The sequence below is a fragment of the Fructilactobacillus cliffordii genome (assembly GCF_024029355.1).
Classification (GTDB): domain Bacteria; phylum Bacillota; class Bacilli; order Lactobacillales; family Lactobacillaceae; genus Fructilactobacillus; species Fructilactobacillus cliffordii.
Window position 1 is genome coordinate 117,648 of record NZ_CP097117.1, and the last position, 20,271, is coordinate 137,918.

Here is a 20,271-nt window from a genome sequence, read left to right on the forward strand (position 1 = left end):
AGGAAGTCATGTTATATAAATATCAACCCGAAAATGAAAAGGTCGTTATGGGCATTTTGACGATGTCACAGCGCTCCCATCAGATTGAATTTTTGCAAGAAGAAATCCAGTGGTATGAGGACGGAGCTAATCGAAATTTGTACCTCTGGAAGGACCAATTTAATAATTGGGCAGGCGTCATTGGGATTGAGGAAAATCCGCAGTGGCTGTTGATGCGTAAAATGATTTTAACGCCGGATGCTGATACTTATTTTAATGCCTTCCGGGTGCTTGATAATTTAAAGACGCTGTACCCGAACCAACACATCATAGGAACCTTGCATAATCAAGAGGTGATTACACGGTGGGAGCGAAACAATGAGTAATGCTACCCTGAAGATTCATTTGACTGATTTTGATGGCCCGCTAGAACTATTGTTACATCTTATTAAAGATTCCGAGATGGATATCTATGACATCAACATTAAAGAGATTACGGACCAGTATTTTAAGTACCTGCAGAAGATGAAGGAAACCCAGTTGGAAGTGGCCGGCGAATTCTTTGTGATGGCAGCCAAATTGATGCACATAAAGTCGCAATGGCTGTTGGCAGAAGAAATTGATGATGATCAAGAGGAGGAAGATCCGCGTGCTGATTTAGTGGAGCAATTACTGGAATATAAGCGCTACCAGCAGGCGTCACATAGACTCCAGAAACGAGAGCGCCAACAACAAAAGTTGCATACCATTATACCTTCACGCCGGAATCAGGACGTAGAAATTGCAGCGCATGAGTTTGAAGTGATGGTACTGCAGAATGCCTGGCAACGGATTATCCGACGCAAGCGCCAAGTTAATGTGGGGCCATTGAACCAAATTGAAGAATGGCGGTTTAGTCTTGCAGATCAGGCTGCTTTTATTATTGACCAAGTGCAACAAAATCCGACCCAACCATTGTTTTTTTCCCAATTATTCAGTCCACGGTCAGAACCAGAAGAAATTGTGACGGACTTTCTGGCCGTTTTGACCTTGGCCAAGCAACAAGTGGTTCGGATTACTCAGACTCAGGGAAAGACCAATTTTATCATTGAAAGTAGGAAAAATAAGCATGTCAATTAGTGCGCAATTAGAAGCCTTAATTTATGCCGCGGGAGCCAGTGGAATTGAAATTAAGCAATTGGCACAAATTAGTCAATTGTCTATGGCTGTGGTACGAGAAAACGTGGTTAAGTTGGTCGAAGCTAGCTCCGCTGCTGATTACGGCTTAGTGATTCAGCAAAACGGCGACTTAGTAACTATGAGCACCAAACCGGAATATGATCAAGCGGTACGAAAGGTGCTTAACGATGATGATTCCCTGTTAACCCCAGCTATGTTGGAAACCTTAACCATCGTTGCCTACCAACAACCGATAACACGTTTGCAGGTTGATGAGGTTCGAGGAGTTAATAGTTCCGTTTCGCTGAAGAACTTACAGAGTCTGGGATTAATTATCATCGCGGGGCAGGCGGATGAACCAGGAACCCCGAACTTATACCGTACCACGGACCTATTTTTGCGGGCCTTTGGATTAACTGATTTGCAACAATTACCGCCCCTACCAGTTGAGCAACCGACTAGTGATGGAGCAATGTATCCAGCTAGAAATGATGACGAAGGAGAACCAGAATGAAAGAAAGATTACAAAAAGTAATGGCTCACGCAGGAATTGCATCGCGTCGGGCAAGTGAAAAATTGATTGAAACTGGTCATGTGCGAGTAAATGGCAAAGTGGTAACCACTTTAGGGACGACGGTCACGGATGCCGATCAAATTGAGGTTAATCATAAACCGATTCACAGAGAAGCCCCGGTCTATTTTTTATTCAATAAACCACGGGGTGTGATTACTTCTGCATCAGATGAAAAAAAACGCAAAACCGTCTTGGATTATTTTAAACATCAGGTTACAGAACGAATCTATCCGGTCGGACGTTTGGATTACGATACGACTGGAGCGTTGTTAGTAACCAACGATGGAAAGCTGGATTACCTCTTAACTCATCCCAAACATGAGATTCCCAAAACCTATCTAGCCAAGGTGACTGGCATCCCAGATGCAGCTGATTTTCAACGCTTGCAAACGGGAGTGAAGTTAGATGATCACCATACCAGTGCTCCCGCTGAAGTGCGCTTAGTTAAGAAAATGGGGACGGATGGACAAAACGCGTTAATGGAACTAACCATTCACGAAGGCCGGAATCACGAAGTTAAAAAAATGTTCCAAGCGGTGGGGCATCCAGTGGAAAAATTAAAGCGGACCGTTTTTGCCGGACTAAAACTTGCTGACTTAGAACCCGGTCAGTGGCGTCCCCTTAATAAACGAGAGGTTCGTGATTTACTAGAACTAGCGAAGGGAGAACTACCTCGTGAAAACAAATAACCAAGAACTAAAACGCATGGTGATTATTGCGATGTTAAGTGCGATTGCCTATCTCTTAATGTTTGTTTCGTTTCCAATCCTACCGTATGTCCCTTTTTTAAAACTAGATTTTTCTGATGTGCCAATTTTGCTGGGGCTTTTTATGCTCGGTCCCGTAGGTGCAATTGAAATTACCATTTTGAAATTATTTCTCTACTGGATGACGATGGGCTTTTCTGTAATTGAATTAGTGGGATTACTCGGTTCACTTGTCGCTTCACTATTACTAATCATCAGTTTTTGGGCATTCAAGAAATGGTTTTTAGCTGGCAAGGGAAAAATGGTATTGGCAATTGTGATTGCTGCCGTTGGATTGGCCATCGGGATGAGTTTATTAAATTACTTCATTCTAATGCCAGTTTATATGAACGTAGCCGGCTTTAAGCTCTCCATTTCTCTGCCAAAACTAGTTTTAATTGGGATCCTCCCGTTCAACCTGATTAAGGGGGTAGTCGATGGAACGCTGTTGGTTCTGATTTACGGCCGACTGAAGGGGTGGATGGAACGACGTTAATGGCAAGCTTAAACCAGGATTTGGCTCTCCTGTTATTGGATGCAAAGCAGTGGCGGCGTCCCCGTTCTCTGGCGAGTTTGGCGAAGGGCAAGCGGACGGTTTCCACTTTATACTGGGGTTTACGACATCAGCAACTCGGGTACCTAGGAATTTCCCGCTATTTAGATGTAGCCCAGTTAGACTTTCGTGCCTTACAACAACGTCACCTGATTGCAATTGAAAATGAACGTTATCGGTTAACGCAGACAGGACAGGCACAGCAACAACAGCTACGCTCCCAATTAGTACTTGACTGGCAAGCACGTTTTCAAACCGTTGATTTAATTCGTTTGAAGCAACGTTTGCTACTGTTGGTTCAGGTAGTTTCTGAATTTCAACACCACCAAGCGCATTATTTTGTGGTGCGCACCCCCTTACGTGAGCAACAGTGGGTTAAAAGTTACTTTAAGCAATTGCGACAGTCCCAGCGTTATCAACTGGTGGGTTCGGATTTAACTGTTTATCTAGAAACGTTACCTGACCAAACTGCCCAGGTTTTAGGACAGGAACTGGTTGGGTATCAAAATAACGGATTGACCCGCGATCAGATTGCTATTTCCGTGCAGCAAAACTCACTGGCAGTGGCTTTTTTCGAGTTAAGTGCATTAGGCAAATTGGTGGACTGGTGCCAGCGCCATCCCCATTCCGTTTTGGCTCCGTTATGTCAGGGATTAGCACGACCATTGATTAGTAAAAATGCGTTGCGCACTCTGAATTTGTATCAAGCAACTAAATCCTTGGAGGTGGTGGCGCACACTCAACGAATTCGACAATCAACGGTACAAGAGCATCTTTTAGAAACAGCGATTTATTTACCGATGGCACAGTTTCCGTATGTAGATTTCACTAGCAAGGATCAGGTTAAGCAATTGATTGCGCAATGGGGTCCAGATGTTGATACATGGCAATTTCAAACTCGACCGGATGAGCACTTAACTTTCCTTCAATTCCGTCTAATTCAAATTTGGTTAACTAAAGAACAACAAGGAGAATCCAGCGATGGAGAACCTAACTAAGATATTGCAAACGCGTTTTGGATTTCAAAGATTTCGGCCGGGACAAGAAGCTGCTTTAAAGCACTTATTAGCCGAAGAATCCGTGTTGGCAGTTTTACCCACAGGAGCTGGTAAAACGTTAATTTATCAAATGTATGGGGCGGTTACTGACCGTCCCGTCATTATTGTTTCACCCTTGTTGTCTTTGATGACTGATCAAGTGGAACGAATGCAGGCGGAGGGTGAAAAACGGGTCGTTGCATTTAACTCCCAACAAAATTGGTCAGAACGACAACGAGCGTTAGATCAGTTAGCACAGTATCGATTTATTTTTGTTTCTCCCGAAAGTTTGGCTAATTTAGATTTGGTGCAGCGGTTAGCTCAAATTAATCCCGGCTTATTCGTAATTGACGAAGCTCATTGCATTTCGCAGTGGGCCGTTGACTTTCGGCCAGATTATTTAGATTTAGGTCAACATTGGCAAACACTAGGGCAACCGCAGCTTTTACTTCTAACGGCGACTGCTTCGCCTAGGATTCAAAGTGACATTTTGCAAAAGTTACAAGTTCATAACATAGCTCGGGTTATTTTGGATGTGGATCGGCCTAACATTTTTTTGGCCGAGCAGACTCTTGAGACGGAAATCGATAAGCAAGCATTTTTGGTGGACTTTTTCAAACATACACCGGGACCGGCCATTATTTATTTTTCCAGTAAAAAAATGGCCAACCAGATGGCCGCTACATTACAAGCAGAAACGGAGTTAAACGTAGCTGCTTATCATGCTGACTTAGACACAGAGACGCGGTTTAAAGTCCAGCATCAGTTCATGGACGATCAGCTCCAGGTAATTTGTGCGACCTCAGCCTTTGGGATGGGGATCGATAAAGCTAACATTCGCATTATCATTCATTATCACCTGCCTCAGGACTTAGAAAGCTATCTGCAAGAAATTGGCCGGGCTGGGCGGGATGGTAAACAAAGTTTAGCGTTATTACTCTATACGCCTGGGGATGAAACTCTAGCGTTGAATCTTATTGATCATTCTTTGCCCACAGAAGCCACGCTGTCCATGTATACGCAGCAACCGCAGCAACTGAATGAGCAAATGCGAAAGTTGATTCAATATTATGGGCGACACCAAGTAAGTCATGATCAGATGTTAGCCATCTTTCAAGCAGAACGAAAACGGAAGGAAGCGGCCCTTCTGAAGGTAGTGCAGTATGTTTTAACTACTGGTTGTCGGCGTGAACGATTATTGAGCAATTTTTCTAACCAACTTCAGGATAAACCACAGTGGTGTTGTGATTTTGATCAACCAGATTGGACCATAGCTGCATTAAAATTAGAAACACCACGGGTACTGAAACCAAATTTAATGAAAGATTGGCACCAAATTATTGCCGAATTATTTGAAGCAGATGGTAACATGCTATAATTAAACCATTAAGAACAGGGAGGCTGAAAAATTGGATAAACGAGATAATCCAGATCAAGCTGGACAACCGTGGGAACAGTCATTTGACGAGGAACCGACTGCTGCGGCAGATAATTCAGAATTAAATGGGGGGAAAAAGGAGAAAAAGTCAGACAAAAATTTGTCGCGAATGGCCCGGAGAAAACGACAAGGTAACATTAAGGTCATTGTGACGATTTTGATTTCCGTGGTGGTATTAATCGCGTTGTTTGCGTTGGCCTTTGGGATGTCTCAGCAAAAGAACTTGAATAATTCTAAACAAGCTGAAACCAAAACCACTAAGCAAGCAACTAAGAAAAAGACGAAAAAAGAACCAAAGAAAAAGAAAATCACTAAGGAAGAAACGGCGGATACTGATAATTCAAATGATGCTACGCAACAGGAACCCAGTGCAAATCAGTCAGACACGACTAGTTCTACTACAGTTCCATCTGGTCAAACCACAACTACTAACCAAAACGGCACCGCTAAGAATACTCAAGTGAATCCAAATAACACAAATGATAAGCCGGCGAATTCGGATACAAACACGAACTCAAGTGCAAGTTCGAATGATTACATTGTGGTTCAAAGACACGAAGGGCTGTACCGGGTTGCGCAGAATGCCGGGATTAGTATGCAAAAATTAGAGCAACTTAACGGTCTTACGTCACAAAGCGTAATCGTGCCAGGACAAAAATTAAGAATTAGATAGTTGAGGATTGATGAGGATGCACCAAAAAGGATTACAAGTTGCCATTGACGGACCAGCATCAGCTGGAAAAAGCACCGTGGCCAAGATTGTGGCTCAACGGTTTGCGTATGTATATGTAGATACGGGAGCCATGTATCGAACTGTTACCCTTGTAGCATTACAGGCTGGGGTGGATTTATCTGACGAAGAACGAGTTTTACAATTATTAGAACAAACCCAAATTACGTTTCAACCAGGCGAACCGGTCCAACATGTATTTGCTAATCAACAAGAAGTAACAGAAGCCATTCGTTCGGAACTAGTAACTAATAACGTTTCAACGGTTGCGGCGTTGCCAAAAATTAGAGAAGCCCTGGTAGACCGCCAACGAGAAATTGCCCGAGCCGGTGGAGTAGTAATGGATGGCCGCGACATTGGTACGACGGTCCTTCCAGATGCAGATGTTAAAATATTCTTAGTTGCTAGTGTTAATCAACGGGCTGAGCGCCGTTATTTAGAAAATCAGGCGAAGGGCATTACGACTAGTCTAGCCGATTTGCAGGCGGAAATTGCCGAGCGTGATTATAAAGATTCTCATCGAACTGTTTCTCCTCTGAAAAAAGCTGCAGACGCAGTTGAAATTGATACAACGACTCTTTCCATTGAGCAGGTGGTAAATCAGATTGCTGAATTAATGCAGCAAAAGCTCCAGGAAACAAAAAATAAGTAAGGTTAGCGATATTTTACTGGTATTCTACAATCAATTAGGATAAAATGGTCGTAGAGTAGTTTCAAGGAGGAAATGTTTGATGAGTGAAAATGAAAACAAACAATTATTAGATGCGCTTGATAATATCAAGCAGGTAAACATTGGAGACGTTGTGGACGGTGAAATTTTAGCCGTTGATAATGATCAACAATTAATGGTCGGAATCGAAGGAGCCGGGGTTGAAGGTGTTATTCCTCACCGCGAAATTTCTGGAGATCCAGACGAAAACATCGCCGATAACTATAAAGTGGGTGACCAAGTTAAAGTTGTCGTAGTTTCTAAGATTGGTGACGATAAGGAAAATGGTAGTTACTTACTTTCAATTCGTCGCTTAGAAGCTTTAAAGGTTTGGGATGAAATTAAGGAAAAAGCTGAAAAAGATGAAACCATTACGGTTAAGGTAACTCGTCCAGTTAAGGGTGGATTAGTAGTTAACGCTGATGGTGTTCGTGGCTTTATCCCTGCTTCAATGATTACTGATCACTTCGTTAGTGACTTGAACCAGTACAAGGGTCAAGAACTAGAAGTTAAGATTATCGAAGTGGTTCCTGAAGAAAATCGTTTAATTCTTTCTCACCGTGCCATTGCTGAAAAAGATCGTGCTGCGGCTCGTGAAAAGATTATGAGCTCAATTAAGCCGGGAGATGTTATTGAAGGAACAGTTGCCCGTTTAACTAACTTTGGTGCTTTCATTGATCTCGGTGGAATGGACGGATTGGTTCATATTTCCGAAATTTCCTACGATCACGTTAGCAAAGCTGCCGACGTCTTAGAAGTTGGCGAAAAAGTTAAGGTTAAAGTTCTTTCTGTTGATCCAGACCGTGACCGGATTTCACTTTCCATCAAACAATTACAACCAGGTCCTTGGGATGACATTGAAGAAAAAGCACCAGTTGGGAGCGTATTAGATGGAAAGGTTAAACGTTTAGTTGACTTTGGAGCCTTCGTCGAAGTCTTCCCTGGCGTGGAAGGATTAGTTCACATTTCCCAAATTTCTCACAAACACATTGACAAACCAAGTGATGTGTTGAAGTCTGGTGAAGACATTAAAGTGAAGGTTCTTTCTATCGACCCAGAAGAACACCGTTTAGCATTGTCAATGAAAGCTTTAGAAGAAGCTCCTGCTGAAGAGCACAAGCAAGCGCCTAAGCGGAACGTTGACGATAACTCAACTGCAAATGCTCCTGAAGAAGAAAGCGGCTTTACTTTAGGTGATATCTTAGGTGGAGACATTAATTCGCAAAACTAATTAATTAAAAAAGTCCTTCATTGAAAAATGGAGGATTTTTTTATTTTAAAAAGGAGGTAACAAAATGGCAAATCCAACCGTTGCAATTGTGGGACGACCGAACGTGGGAAAATCCACTATTTTTAATCGCATTGCCGGAGAACGAATTTCAATCGTTGAAGATACCCCCGGTGTAACCCGAGATCGAATTTACGCACATGGTGAATGGCTCGGTCACAATTTTAATTTGATTGATACCGGTGGAATTGAGGTTTCCGACCAACCGTTTATGCAACAAATCACGGCACAGGCCGAAGTAGCTATCGATGAAGCTGATGTCATCATCTTTATGGTGAATGGTCGCCAGGGAATCACTGATGCGGACGAACGAGTTGCACAATTATTGTATCGAGCTGATAAACCGGTAGTGGTAGCGGTTAACAAAATTGATAACTTTGAAAGTCGGGCGGATGTCTATGACTTTTACGCCCTCGGCTTTGGAGATCCGAATCCCATTTCGGGGGCCCATGGACTTGGAATCGGAGATTTACTTGATGAAGTGATTAAGAACTTCCCTGAAGTTCCAGATCCAGCGCCAGACGATAGTATTCGCTTTAGCCTGATTGGCCGACCTAACGTGGGTAAATCATCTCTGGTTAATGCTATCTTAGGTGATCAACGGGTAATTGTTTCTGAAGTGGCCGGTACCACTCGGGATGCGATTGATACTAAGTTTGTTCATAGTGGGCAAGAATTTACCATTGTTGATACCGCGGGAATTAGAAAGCGCGGCAAGATTTACGAAAAAACCGAAAAGTATAGCGTGATGCGGGCGATGAAAGCAATTGACGAGAGTAACGTCGTGTTGGTCGTATTAAACGCTGAGGAAGGCATTCGGGAACAAGATAAGCGGGTTGCCGGCTATGCCCATGAAGCCGGTAAGGGGATCATTATTGTCGTTAACAAGTGGGATACCTTGAAGAAGGACAATCACACGCAGAAGCAGTTTGAAGCTCAAATTCGAATGGAATTTAAGTATTTAGACTATGCGCCGATTATTTTTGTGTCCGCCAAAACAAAGCAACGGTTACAACAATTGCCAGAATTAATCGAACGGGTCAACGTCAACCATGAGAAACGAATTAGTTCATCCACGTTGAATGAAGTCATTATGGATGCCGTGGCAATGACGCCGACCCCGACGATCAAAACCAGGAAGTTAAGGATTTATTATGCGACTCAGGTGGCTACTGCACCGCCAACCATCGTGGTGTTTGTCAATGATCCAGAGTTACTCCATTTCTCGTACAAGCGGTACCTAGAGAACCAAATTCGGAAAAACTTTGACTTCAGTGGGACACCCATCCATATTATTGCTCGAAGTCGAAAATAAGGTTAATTAACCTTAATCCCTTAATATTATGTTAAAATGCCGTTGCAATCGCGGTTTTCGTGTGCTATCTTTAAATACGAGATGATGCTTGTATTGTGTCATCTAGTGTTCTGATTTAATGGGAACGCTTAGAAGTCGATGTTTAAATTTCAAACATCTTTTCAGGAGGTGAATCACTCATGGCCAACAAAGCAGAATTGGTAGACGATGTTGCGCAAGCAACTGGTTTAACTAAAAAGGATGCTACGGCAGCGATGGACGCTGTTTTTGATGCAATCCAAGCACAACTTGCAAAAGGTGAACGTGTTCAATTAATCGGTTTTGGTAGTTTTGAAGTTCGTGAACGTGCTGCACGTAAGGGACGGAACCCCCAAACTGGTAAGGAAATTGAAATCTCTGCAAGTAAAGTACCTGCCTTTAAACCTGGTAAAGCTTTAAAGGATGCTGTTAAATAAACGCTATTTAGCAGGAGTCGGTTCGCATGTGCGAACTGGCTTTTTTTGTTGGAAAAGAGAGGTTGACAATGAGTTATTCAGAACAAGCGTTAGACGCACTCCAAAATAATGATTTAGAAGGATACCAAAAAAACTTAAAATTAGCATCAGAAAATGATGAGAGTGAGCTCTTATTTTCACTGGCAGAAGAAATCTACTCGTTAGGTTTTGCTGACGATGCTTTGCAGCTGTACCGGCAACTATTAAAGCAATATCCTGATGAGGACCAGCTGCGTACTTACATTGCGGATATCTTGATTGCCCAGGATGAAACTGATGATGCCCTGGACTATCTTCATCAAATTCAACCGGATTCAGATTTCTACCTGAATTCCCTGTTAGGACAAGCGGATTTATACCAAACCCAGGGATTAACGGTCGTTAGTGAACAAAAACTCAAGGAAGCTTCCCGAATTGCTCCCGATGAACCGGTGGTAAAATTTGCGTTGGCCGAACTTTACTTTTCGGAGGGAAAATACGCCGAATCCATTCCTCTGTACCTTGATTTAATTAAAAGTGGGCAGTTAAACATTTCGAACGTGAACCTCGTGGAACGGATCGGGGTGGCCTATGCCAACGTAGGCAACTTTGAGAACGCAATTGGTTATTTAGAACAGATTCAGCCCGGCGAAATGTCTACTGACGTTCAATTCGAAACGGGCTTTACCTATTTCCAACTCGATGATTTTAAAAAGGCAATTGCCATGTTTGAGACGTTACGGGATACTGATCCGCAGTACAGTTCGTTGTACCCCTATTTAGGGCAGGCGTTAGAAGCTGATCATCAGCCTGAGGTGGCCTTACGCGTCTATCAGGAGGGAATTGGCGTTGATGAGTATAATGTAACCCTGTACCTGCTAACGGCGAAATTAGCCGAGCAACAGGGTGATGCTGCATTAGCCATCGATTACTTACAACGCGGACATGAGTCTAATCCAGATAATTTAGCGGTGATTACGCAACTAGCCGCGGCTTATTTACGGAACCAGCAAAATCAGGCGGTCGTGGATTTACTAAACCCTTATCGACAGGACCACGAAACCGATGGTCAGTTAGAATGGGATTTAGCGGTTGCCAACGCACGATTAGAAAACTGGGATGTGGCGGCTAGTGATTATGAACAAGCCTACCAGAGTTTCAAAGATGACCCCGAGTTTTTAAAGGAATACATATTATTTCTTAGAGAAACAGGATCAGTCCAAGCAACTTTGCCGTTGTTACGACAGTACGTTAAGTTAGCACCTAATGACGACGAAATGATTTACATGTTAGAGGATTTAGAGGAACAATAAAAAATGAAAGACGCATTGCCAGTCGCAGTGCGTCTTTTGTGTCAAGGGACAAATTGACCTAGTTTCTTGGTATAATTGACAAAAAGACGAGAAAGAAGTGGCAGTGGTTGCGCATCGAAAAATTACCAGCCGCCTTCATCGGGGCTCAGCAAGTATTACAAGTGATTGAAAAACATGGTTATGAAGCCTATTTTGTCGGAGGCAGTGTTCGTGATACCTTATTAAATCTACCGATTCATGACGTGGATTTAGCGACGTCGGCTTATCCAGCCGAAATCAAACAAATCTTTCCGCGTACGATTGATACCGGAATTGAACATGGCACCGTAACCGTCCTGCATCACAAGCACAGCTACGAGATTACGACTTTTCGAACTGAATCTGGTTATCAGGACTATCGCCGACCAGACCGGGTAACCTTTGTGCGTTCTTTAAGGGAGGACTTGATGCGCCGGGATTTTACGGTAAATGCCTTGGCCATGCGTGAAAACGGGGAGGTTATTGATCTCTTTTCTGGAATCTCTGATTTACGCCGCCACATCATTCGGGCGGTGGGGAATCCCAACGAACGGTTTCATGAAGATGCCCTGCGGATGATGCGGGCAGTTCGCTTTGGCAGTCAACTTGATTTTACGATTGAAGCAGCCACCATGGCCGCCATTCAAACTAATAGTCCGTTGTTAGAAAAGATTGCGGTGGAACGAATTCACGTGGAATTTGTCAAAATGCTATTAGGCATGGCGCCCTTACGTGGTCTTCAACAGATGCTGACGACTGATTTACTTCGGTATGTCCCAGTTTTAAAGGATGAGATTGATTCAATTGCTGCATTGATCAAGCATCCGTTAGCCCAGCGATTGGCAGACGAAACGCAAGTATGGAGTTGGTTGGCGTTTAGTTTAGACTGGAATGCCCCGCGGATTCGCAAAACGCTTCAGGCTTGGAAGAGTTCCAAGCAGCTCATTTCGGCTGTTACCAGTGTAACATCCGCATTACAAGCACTGTTAGATCATCAGTTAACAAACTGGCAGTTATATAAAACTGGAGCCCAGAACTTAGTTACGGCCGCTCAAGTAGCCGTGGTATTGGGACATGTTGATGAAACCCAATCGTTACAACATCGCTACGATCAACTTCCGATTCACAATAAACATGAGCTAAATATTGACGGTAAACAACTAATTCAGGCTGGAGTTAAACCTGGACCCCAATTAGGCCAACTCTTAAATCAATTAGAACAACAAGTGGTGGCCGGAACAATTGCAAACGAGCAAGATCAATTGTTAGCAGCCGCTCGAACCCAAAGTGAGGCATAAAAAAGTATGGTAGAAACGTTACGAGCCGAACATTTAACGAAAACCTATGGAGAAAAAACGCTCTTTCACGATTTGAACTTTATCATTAACGAGCACGATCGAATTGGTCTGATTGGGACCAACGGAAGTGGGAAATCCTCGCTTTTAAACGCGATTGCCCAGTTGGACCATGATGTGACCGGTGAAATTATTACTTCCAAAACCTATACCATTGGTTATTTAAAACAGCATCCGGAATTACCTGCAGATAAAACGGTGTTAGAAGCCGTGTTTGCTGGTAATCAGGCCATCTTTCGGGTGATTCGCCGATATGAAGATACACTGGCCGCTTACTCCGCTCATCCTGAATCTGCCGATGCGGAACGGGCTTACCTCGCAGCCGAGGCGAAGATGAACGAGATGGATGCTTGGACGGCTGAGAGCCAAGTTAAAACGATTTTAACCCAACTCAAAATCATGGATTTGAACCAAACGATTAAAACGATGTCTGGGGGAATGCAAAAACGAGTTGGCTTAGCCCAGGTTTTACTTCAAGCTCCAGACCTGTTATTGCTAGATGAACCGACCAACCACTTGGACTTTGATTCGATTGCCTGGTTAGAACAATACCTGAGTCGTTATCACGGTTCATTACTGGTAGTTACCCATGATCGCTACTTCTTAGATCAGGTTACCAATCACATTTGGGAGCTTTCGTTTGGAAAGTTGTACGAATACGAGGGGAACTACCAAACCTACGTAGCCAAAAAGGCCGAAAGGGTGGATCAAGAAATCGCAGCGGGACATAAACAGCAACAATTATATAAAAAAGAATTGCAGTGGATGAAAGCCGGTGCGAAGGCGCGTTCCACCAAGCAAAACGCCCGAATTGAACGGTTCCAGGAACTCAAACAAGAGGTTGATCAAGGAACTCCTGTCGAAGAAGACGTGAACATCAGTATGGGGCAACAACGGTTAGGTAAAAAGGTAATTGAAATGAAGGACGTCAACCTTACCGTGGCCGATCATCCAATTTTGCGGGACTTTAATTTAATCGTCCAAAACGGGCAACGTCTGGGGATTAGTGGGGAAAATGGGACCGGGAAATCTAGTTTTTTAAATGCGATTGCCGGTAAATTACCCCTAGATTCGGGGACCATTGAACTTGGTGAAACGGTGAAATTAGGTTACTACACCCAACAAATGGAACCAATCCCAGAGGATAAACGAGTTATTAATTATCTGACGGATGTGGGTCAAAAAGTCGTGGACAAGGATGGCAATCAGATTAGCGTTACGAATTTGCTGGAACAGTTCCTGTTTCCGAAATCGACCCACGGAACTTTGATTCGTAAGCTTTCTGGTGGTGAAAAACGACGCCTCTATTTGCTTAAATTGCTGATGGAACAACCGAATGTCCTGTTACTGGATGAACCAACTAATAACCTGGATATTAGTACGTTGACCGTTTTAGAAAACTACATTGAAAACTTTAACGGAACCACGATTACGGTGTCTCATGATCGGTACTTTTTGGATAAGGTTGCCGATTACCTGTTGATGTTTAAGGGTGACGCGCAAATTGACCGCTATACAGGATCATTGTCAGGCTACCTAGCAGAACAGCAGCAACAAGCGAAAACGGAAGAGAGCGCGGCCAAACGACAAACGATGGCAAAACAAAAACCAGGCGCTTCGGATAAGAAATCCCAGTCTAAAACCAAGTTAACCTACGCGGAAAAATTAGAGTGGGAGCAAATGGACCAAAAACTGGCCGATAACGAAGCAGCAGTGACCAAAGTGCAAACGGAAATGCAGCAAAATGCCGCTGACTATAACAAGTTAGCAGAATTACAACGACAATTAGATGATTTAAATGCCCAGGGTGATCAGTTAGTCGAACGCTGGGACTATTTAAGTCAGTACGTGGATGAGGACTAGGACGGAGGAACGAATGTTAGAAGAACAATATTTAAACCTAGCACGATTTGTGCTTGAAAATGGACAACCAAAAGGTGATCGAACGGGGACCGGGACCATTAGTTACTTTGGTTATCAAATGCGTTTTAACCTGGCAGAAGGATTTCCGTTATTAACGACCAAAAGCGTTCCGTTTCGGTTGATTAAGAGTGAGTTACTCTGGTTTTTACGTGGTGATACTAACATCCGGTATCTTCTCCAAAACAATAACCACATCTGGGACGAGTGGGCCTTTAAAAACTGGGTTGAATCTGATGAATACCAAGGACCTGATATGACTGACTTCGGCTTACGGTCCCAAACTGATCCGGAGTTTAAAGCGGAGTATCTGAAGCAAAAGAAGTGGTTCTGTCAACGAATCCTGGCGGATGCTGATTTCGCGGCTCGTTATGGCGACTTGGGGCTGGTTTACGGAAGCCAATGGCGTAGTTGGCAAACTGCTGATGGCCAAACGGTGGATCAAATTCAAAAGGTGATTGACCAGATTAAAACCAATCCAGATTCCCGACGCTTGATTGTTTCAGCTTGGAATCCTGGGGATGTTGATGACGTGGCTTTGCCGCCGTGCCACACGCTGTTTCAATTTTATGTCAACGATGGCAAATTAAGCTGTCAACTGTACCAACGAAGTGGGGATATTTTCCTGGGCGTGCCGTTTAACATTGCTAGTTATGCATTGTTAACTAGTTTAATTGCCAAGGAGTGCGGCTTGGTACCGGGCGAATTCATCCATACCTTGGGTGACGCTCATATTTACCAAAATCACGTGGGACAAATTAAAGAGCAACTGACGCGAACGCCATATCCAGCTCCCCAGCTATGGTTAAATCCGGAGAAACAAAGTATTTTTGATTATGACATTGATGATATTAAAATCGAAAATTATCACCACCATCCACGCATCAAAGGGGCCGTGGCCGTTTAGGAGGAACTAGCAATGTTAGCATTTATTTGGGCAGAAGCACACCAACACGTGATTGGGAAAGACGGAACGTTACCATGGCACCTTCCTGATGATATGCACTTTTTTAAAGAGCAAACCACGGGGCATCCCATTCTAGCGGGAAGCCGAACGTTTGCGAGTTTTGGGCGTCCGCTTCCCCATCGCAAAAACATGGTATTAACCAGGCAACCAGCGGATCATTTTCCGACGGGAGTGGAGGTCTTTCCAACTACAACTAGTTTCTTGCAATACGCAAATGAACACCAGGACGAGCTCATTTTCGTAGTCGGGGGGAGTCAGGTTTTTAAAGCATTGCTGCCAGATGTCGATCAATTGTATCGCACAGTTATTGATGCCGATGTGGATGGTGATACTTGGATGCCCCACATTGATTATTCTCAGTTTGAACTGGTCCAAGAACGGCCGGGAGCAACCGACTCTCAATATCCGCACCATTTTGAAATTTGGCGTCGAAAGGAAGCATAGTATGCGAAAAAGTTTTTACGAATATTTAATGACCGAACGCAATCCCAATAGCCATGATGAAATTGCGGAGTTTGCCAATAACGCTTTTTTTGACCAAAGCTTCCCAAAGCACACTGATAATTTTGACGAAATCTCTAAGTACTTAGAGGAAAATGCAGGTTATCTGCCAAGCCTCACCATCTTTGATGATGCTTGGCAGAAGTACCTCGCTTATCTAAATTAAGGAGACAGGTTATGCAGAGTAACATTCAATGGTTCCCCGGTCACATGGCGAAGGCCATTCGCCAGTTTGAAGAAAACATCAAACTGGTTGATATTGTGTTTGAATTAGTCGATGCCCGGATTCCATTTACTTCCATCAATCCTGAAGTTAGTCGAATTAGTCAGGGTAAGCCCCGGCTCATGATTTTAACCAAGGCGGACTTGGCCAATCCTAATCTGACGCAGCAATGGTTAACTTACTTTCGCCAGCAGGGATTTGCGGCGCTAGCGGTAGATTCGAAGGTCAATGGAGTAGCCAAAAAAATTGAGAAAGCTGCTCAGGATCAGTTAACCAGTAAACTAACGTCCCAGAGTGAACGAGGATTAGAGCGAAAGAGTTTGAAAGCCATCTGTGTGGGAGTGCCTAACGTGGGAAAATCTACTCTCTTAAATCAGCTGGTCAAACGGCGTTCGGCTCCGGTGGGTAACCGACCGGGAGTAACGAAGGGGCAACAATGGTTAACCGGTAACGGTCACTTAGAACTGTTGGATACCCCGGGAATTTTGTGGCCGAAATTTCAAAATCAGACGATAGCCGAAAAATTAGCTTTGACGGGGGCAATTCGGGAAAATTCATATCATAGTGATGACGTGGCGTTATACGCCCTTTGCTTTTTTAAGGCTCACAACCGCACGGAGTTAATTAATCGCTATCGGCTCCGCGATGCCGATTTAACTCTTCCGGATCCGGATCTATTGCTGACCATTACTGCTAACTTAGGAATGCGTGATGACTACGAACGAGCATCTGATCGGATTATCAACGACATCCGCAAGGGAAAACTCGGTCGCTTTACGCTGGATGATCCTCAGGATTTAGATTCCAATGAAAATTAGTGAAGTTAAGAAAGTACTGGCTCAAGTAACGACGGAAACAGACCCTCAATTAGCGGCTTACGAAGCTGATCCACGTAAGGGAGTCCAGCGCTTAGTGCAGCAAACCAAACGGCGGTTAACCAAACAACGAGAAGCAAAAGCTGCTTTTGAACAGCGGTTACACTTTGAAAAAGAACTGTGGCAGCAAGGGATCCAATACGTTGCGGGCGTAGATGAAGTAGGACGGGGACCATTAGCTGGTCCAGTTGTTATCGGAGCCGTGATTTTACCTCATGATTTTGCGTTAGTGAACGTCAACGATTCCAAGCAACTCACTGACCACGAACGTCGAGTTATGGCACCGTTAATCAAACAAACAGCCGTTGCTTATCAGTTAGTCAGCATTAGTCCTCAAACGATTGATCAAATTAACATTTACGAAGCCAGTCGCCTGGGAATGAAGCGGGTAATTGAACAATTGCAGCCCACTCCCGAACATCTTTTGGTAGATGCCATGGTCATTGACACAGATTTAGCCCAAACCAAGTTAATCAAGGGGGACGCTAAATCCGCTAGTATCGCTGCGGCCAGCATCCTAGCTAAGGTTGCGCGAGACGATATCATGATTAAGTACGCAGACCAATATCCAGGGTACGGCTTTGACCATAATGATGGTTATGGAACTAAGGAACATTTACAGGCGTTACGGCAATTTGGCGCGACACCGATTCATCGAAAAAGTTTTGCACCCGTGCGTGATTTGTTCCGTTAACTACGTATCTCTTCTAAAAGGGGAGAACGACGATGGATAAACGAGAATTTTTACTACGGGTTAAACTTTGTCCCGGTGTGGGGTTAAAGGGTGAGAGCTTAATTTATGAATGGTTGCTACGGGAGCAGCATTTTAGCCGGTATTCACTGGCAGGGTTACTACAACCATTGGCGGCTTTACTGCGAAAACACCGGCTGAAAACTAGTCCTTTCATTCACCATTTTTTGACTCCCGAACTAACCGAACGAGTCCGTACCAATCAACAGGGTGGATGGCTGACGATTTTAGATGCTGAATATCCAGAACAACTTAAAGAAATTTTTTTGCCACCGATTGTCTTATTTTACGCGGGTAAATGGCAGTGCCTAACGAATACTCCGGTATTAGGGATCGTGGGCTCCCGGAACTGTTCAGCATACGCGGTGAAATCCTTAAAGCGCACGGTTACAAGTGAGGTGGTAAGCCGCTACTTAATTGTTTCTGGACTAGCGACGGGAGTTGATACGCTCGGGCATCAGTTAGCTTTGGCGTATCACGGGAAAACCGTGGCCGTTTTAGGAACGGGTTTAGATCACTACTATCCAGCTACTAATCGAAATCTACAACGTGACTTAGCCCAGCATCAACTGGTGATTACGGAATATCCCCAAGGAGCAGGACCACGCCGGTATCAGTTCGTAGAACGGAATCGAATTATTGCTGGCCTCTGCCAAAAACTGTTAGTCGTGGAGGCCCGTAAGAAATCAGGAAGTTTGATCACGGCCAGTTTAGCATTACAAGCTAATCGAGATGTACTAGCCATTCCGGGCAACATCAACAGTCAACTATCTTTAGGTGCCAATGAATTAATTGCGGCCGGCGCGCAACCGTGCATTGATACGCAGGATTTGTTGGGTAGAATTGTGCTTTAAAGCACTAAAAAAGATGCCAACCACGGGCTGGCATCTTTTTTAGACAACCGAAAATAATTTAAAGGGAAGTTAACACCTTGACTTCTAACTGTCCGTTTTTAAAATTTTTAATGTAGGGACGCAAGAAGTGAATTTGAATCTTAAAGTATTTAATCCGCTTGTCGTTAAATTTTTCGCGTGGAAACAGATACATTCGATTGGTGTCTGTGAAATTACTAATGTCAGGATTAGGAATTTGGCTATTTTTAGTGTCCTCCAAGGATCGCTCGTTTAGCTTAATTAAGAAAAAATACTCCTGATCGTTTCCAACAATGCAATACTTTTTATCGTTAATTTCTAGCAGGGGCAGATAGGTATTGGGGAAAAAAGTCTTTTCATGGAGGGGATAATTAGTTTAAACAGCAGGTGAAACGAGGCTAGGAATAAGACGAGCACGATTAGCAGTAAACAAAGACAAATAATACTAATGAGTACAATTCCAATCACCGCGGGTAAACGGAGAAAAATGGGAAGACACGAAATCAGAATCAAGAAAAATAAACGGAGCAAATAATAGGAATAAAAGTAATTTAGTAAGGGAATCAAAACAATCGAAATGGCCAAGACAAACAAAAAGGTCACATCTTGTTTATGGTAAAGAACATTGATGAGTTTAATGGGATTACTTAGTGACACATTATGTGTTTCTGAATTTTTATAGTTGTTGTAAAATTTTAGGACCGAAATCACCGGAGTTAGAATGGCAAAAATCGAAAAAATAGTAAACGAATTATTGAAAACGACTTTAACGAGATTGACCAAGTTAGCTTTAATTACGCTTAACGGATCGACGGGAATATATTTACCACTAGCGAATCCGTAAATAATGATAATGTAGGGAATAATCATGAGTAAAATCATAATTAAATTGTACAGCATGAAATAGGTGGAAAAAGGATTATTTAGTTTGCGTTTACGGATGTTCGAAAACATATCGATCCTCCTTACGGGATTAAAATGATTACTAGTCAGTCATTTGTCATTAATTGAAGTTAATTAATAATTTTACACTTATCTTTTCAGATAAACCACTGGCTAGTTTGTATAAATAAGACTTAGAATCCCAAGTAGTTGTTAATTATGTGTATAATGAGAATAGTAAGTATTTTAATGGCAAAGGAGAAGCAGCATGTTTAATTTTCTTAGTAGTGTCAACTCATTAGAATTTTTAGCGGTTGCCAACATCTTATTGTGGATCATTACTGCTCTATTGTGGGGGATTGACCGCCTTGTGAAGAAACCGGCCTATAAACTAGCCTGGGCTGATTGTGGGCAAATCGTCTGTTTCATTGACACGGTGATTTTGATTTTCAGTATTTGGTTCTATGGAATGGTACTGACGCTAGGATTATACGTTCCTGATGTGATGTTATTGTTAATTTCCATTTTTGTTTTAATTTTTGCCTTTGTGGGTGGAGTAATCTGGAAATTTTTGAATAAATAACCTAATTTAAC

Annotated in this window: 23 protein-coding genes; 22 read left to right on the forward strand and 1 reads right to left on the reverse strand. The window is 43.2% G+C overall.

The window, feature by feature from the left end; all coding sequences use genetic code 11:
- The first annotated feature begins 8 nt into the window (after window positions 1-8).
- The 21 genes from M3M38_RS00590 to dprA all read left to right on the forward strand — a co-directional run bounded on the left by M3M38_RS00590 (window position 9) and on the right by dprA (window position 18,777).
- Window positions 9-365 carry a riboflavin biosynthesis protein RibT gene (locus M3M38_RS00590; protein ID WP_252814278.1) on the forward strand — a complete coding sequence of 119 codons (357 nt, stop codon included), beginning with the start codon at window positions 9-11 and terminating at the stop codon, window positions 363-365.
- The gene (locus tag M3M38_RS00595) at window positions 358-1,098 is read left to right on the forward strand and encodes a segregation and condensation protein A (RefSeq protein ID WP_252814279.1); all 741 of its coding nucleotides are present in this window, start codon (window positions 358-360) and stop codon (window positions 1,096-1,098) included. The genes M3M38_RS00590 and M3M38_RS00595 overlap by 8 nt, the downstream gene beginning before the upstream one ends.
- Window positions 1,088-1,651 carry an SMC-Scp complex subunit ScpB gene (gene scpB / locus M3M38_RS00600; protein ID WP_252767159.1) on the forward strand — a complete coding sequence of 188 codons (564 nt, stop codon included), beginning with the start codon at window positions 1,088-1,090 and terminating at the stop codon, window positions 1,649-1,651. The genes M3M38_RS00595 and scpB overlap by 11 nt, the downstream gene beginning before the upstream one ends.
- Entirely contained in the window at window positions 1,648-2,400 is a 753-nt protein-coding gene (locus tag M3M38_RS00605; protein WP_252814280.1) for a pseudouridine synthase, read from the forward strand. The genes scpB and M3M38_RS00605 overlap by 4 nt, the downstream gene beginning before the upstream one ends.
- On the forward strand, window positions 2,387-2,953 hold the full coding sequence (locus M3M38_RS00610) for an ECF transporter S component (RefSeq protein ID WP_252814282.1): 567 nt from the start codon (window positions 2,387-2,389) through the stop codon (window positions 2,951-2,953). The genes M3M38_RS00605 and M3M38_RS00610 overlap by 14 nt, the downstream gene beginning before the upstream one ends.
- Window positions 2,953-4,008 (forward strand): helix-turn-helix domain-containing protein, encoded by a 1,056-nt coding sequence (locus tag M3M38_RS00615; RefSeq protein WP_252814283.1) that lies wholly within the window; start codon window positions 2,953-2,955, stop codon window positions 4,006-4,008. Before M3M38_RS00610 ends, M3M38_RS00615 begins: the two co-directional genes overlap by 1 nt.
- Complete coding sequence (locus M3M38_RS00620; RefSeq protein ID WP_252814284.1) at window positions 3,992-5,425, forward strand: RecQ family ATP-dependent DNA helicase; 1,434 nt, start codon at window positions 3,992-3,994, stop codon at window positions 5,423-5,425. The genes M3M38_RS00615 and M3M38_RS00620 overlap by 17 nt, the downstream gene beginning before the upstream one ends.
- Window positions 5,426-5,456: 31 nt before the next feature.
- On the forward strand, window positions 5,457-6,158 hold the full coding sequence (locus M3M38_RS00625; RefSeq protein WP_252814286.1) for a LysM peptidoglycan-binding domain-containing protein: 702 nt from the start codon (window positions 5,457-5,459) through the stop codon (window positions 6,156-6,158).
- A 16-nt stretch (window positions 6,159-6,174) separates the two neighbouring features.
- On the forward strand, window positions 6,175-6,867 hold the full coding sequence (cmk, locus tag M3M38_RS00630; protein ID WP_252814287.1) for a (d)CMP kinase: 693 nt from the start codon (window positions 6,175-6,177) through the stop codon (window positions 6,865-6,867).
- 79 nt (window positions 6,868-6,946) lie between these two features.
- Window positions 6,947-8,155, forward strand: coding sequence for a 30S ribosomal protein S1 (gene rpsA, locus M3M38_RS00635; RefSeq protein ID WP_252767166.1), 1,209 nt, complete (start codon window positions 6,947-6,949; stop codon window positions 8,153-8,155).
- A gap of 64 nt (window positions 8,156-8,219) precedes the next feature.
- Window positions 8,220-9,527 (forward strand): ribosome biogenesis GTPase Der, encoded by a 1,308-nt coding sequence (der, locus tag M3M38_RS00640; RefSeq protein WP_252814288.1) that lies wholly within the window; start codon window positions 8,220-8,222, stop codon window positions 9,525-9,527.
- 179 nt (window positions 9,528-9,706) lie between these two features.
- Window positions 9,707-9,982, forward strand: a complete 276-nt coding sequence (locus M3M38_RS00645; RefSeq protein ID WP_252767168.1) for an HU family DNA-binding protein — start codon at window positions 9,707-9,709, stop codon at window positions 9,980-9,982.
- A 68-nt stretch (window positions 9,983-10,050) separates the two neighbouring features.
- A complete protein-coding gene (locus M3M38_RS00650; RefSeq protein ID WP_252814289.1) occupies window positions 10,051-11,313 on the forward strand; it encodes a tetratricopeptide repeat protein in 1,263 nt (420 codons plus the stop codon).
- Window positions 11,314-11,420: 107 nt separating this feature from the next.
- Window positions 11,421-12,629, forward strand: coding sequence for a CCA tRNA nucleotidyltransferase (locus M3M38_RS00655; RefSeq protein WP_252814291.1), 1,209 nt, complete (start codon window positions 11,421-11,423; stop codon window positions 12,627-12,629).
- Window positions 12,630-12,635: 6 nt separating this feature from the next.
- Window positions 12,636-14,549 carry an ABC-F family ATP-binding cassette domain-containing protein gene (locus M3M38_RS00660; protein ID WP_252814293.1) on the forward strand — a complete coding sequence of 638 codons (1,914 nt, stop codon included), beginning with the start codon at window positions 12,636-12,638 and terminating at the stop codon, window positions 14,547-14,549.
- Between the two features lie 13 nt (window positions 14,550-14,562).
- Window positions 14,563-15,513 (forward strand): thymidylate synthase, encoded by a 951-nt coding sequence (locus M3M38_RS00665; protein ID WP_252814294.1) that lies wholly within the window; start codon window positions 14,563-14,565, stop codon window positions 15,511-15,513.
- Window positions 15,514-15,525: 12 nt separating this feature from the next.
- Window positions 15,526-16,017, forward strand: a complete 492-nt coding sequence (locus M3M38_RS00670) for a dihydrofolate reductase (RefSeq protein ID WP_252814295.1) — start codon at window positions 15,526-15,528, stop codon at window positions 16,015-16,017.
- 1 nt (window position 16,018) lies between these two features.
- Window positions 16,019-16,240 carry a YozE family protein gene (locus tag M3M38_RS00675; protein ID WP_252767174.1) on the forward strand — a complete coding sequence of 74 codons (222 nt, stop codon included), beginning with the start codon at window positions 16,019-16,021 and terminating at the stop codon, window positions 16,238-16,240.
- Between the two features lie 11 nt (window positions 16,241-16,251).
- A complete protein-coding gene (ylqF, locus tag M3M38_RS00680) occupies window positions 16,252-17,115 on the forward strand; it encodes a ribosome biogenesis GTPase YlqF (protein ID WP_252814297.1) in 864 nt (287 codons plus the stop codon).
- Entirely contained in the window at window positions 17,105-17,866 is a 762-nt protein-coding gene (locus M3M38_RS00685; protein WP_252814299.1) for a ribonuclease HII, read from the forward strand. The genes ylqF and M3M38_RS00685 overlap by 11 nt, the downstream gene beginning before the upstream one ends.
- 32 nt (window positions 17,867-17,898) lie before the next feature.
- Window positions 17,899-18,777 (forward strand): DNA-processing protein DprA, encoded by an 879-nt coding sequence (gene dprA / locus M3M38_RS00690; RefSeq protein ID WP_252814300.1) that lies wholly within the window; start codon window positions 17,899-17,901, stop codon window positions 18,775-18,777.
- A 58-nt stretch (window positions 18,778-18,835) separates the two neighbouring features.
- Here the strand turns inward: dprA and M3M38_RS00695 are convergent, their stop codons facing one another.
- Window positions 18,836-19,036 carry a hypothetical protein gene (locus M3M38_RS00695; protein ID WP_252814302.1) on the reverse strand — a complete coding sequence of 67 codons (201 nt, stop codon included), beginning with the start codon at window positions 19,034-19,036 and terminating at the stop codon, window positions 18,836-18,838.
- Window positions 19,037-19,945: 909 nt separating this feature from the next.
- Between M3M38_RS00695 and M3M38_RS00700 the strand changes: the two genes are divergently transcribed.
- The gene (locus M3M38_RS00700; RefSeq protein ID WP_252814304.1) at window positions 19,946-20,260 is read left to right on the forward strand and encodes a hypothetical protein; all 315 of its coding nucleotides are present in this window, start codon (window positions 19,946-19,948) and stop codon (window positions 20,258-20,260) included.
- Window positions 20,261-20,271: the final 11 nt, after the last annotated feature.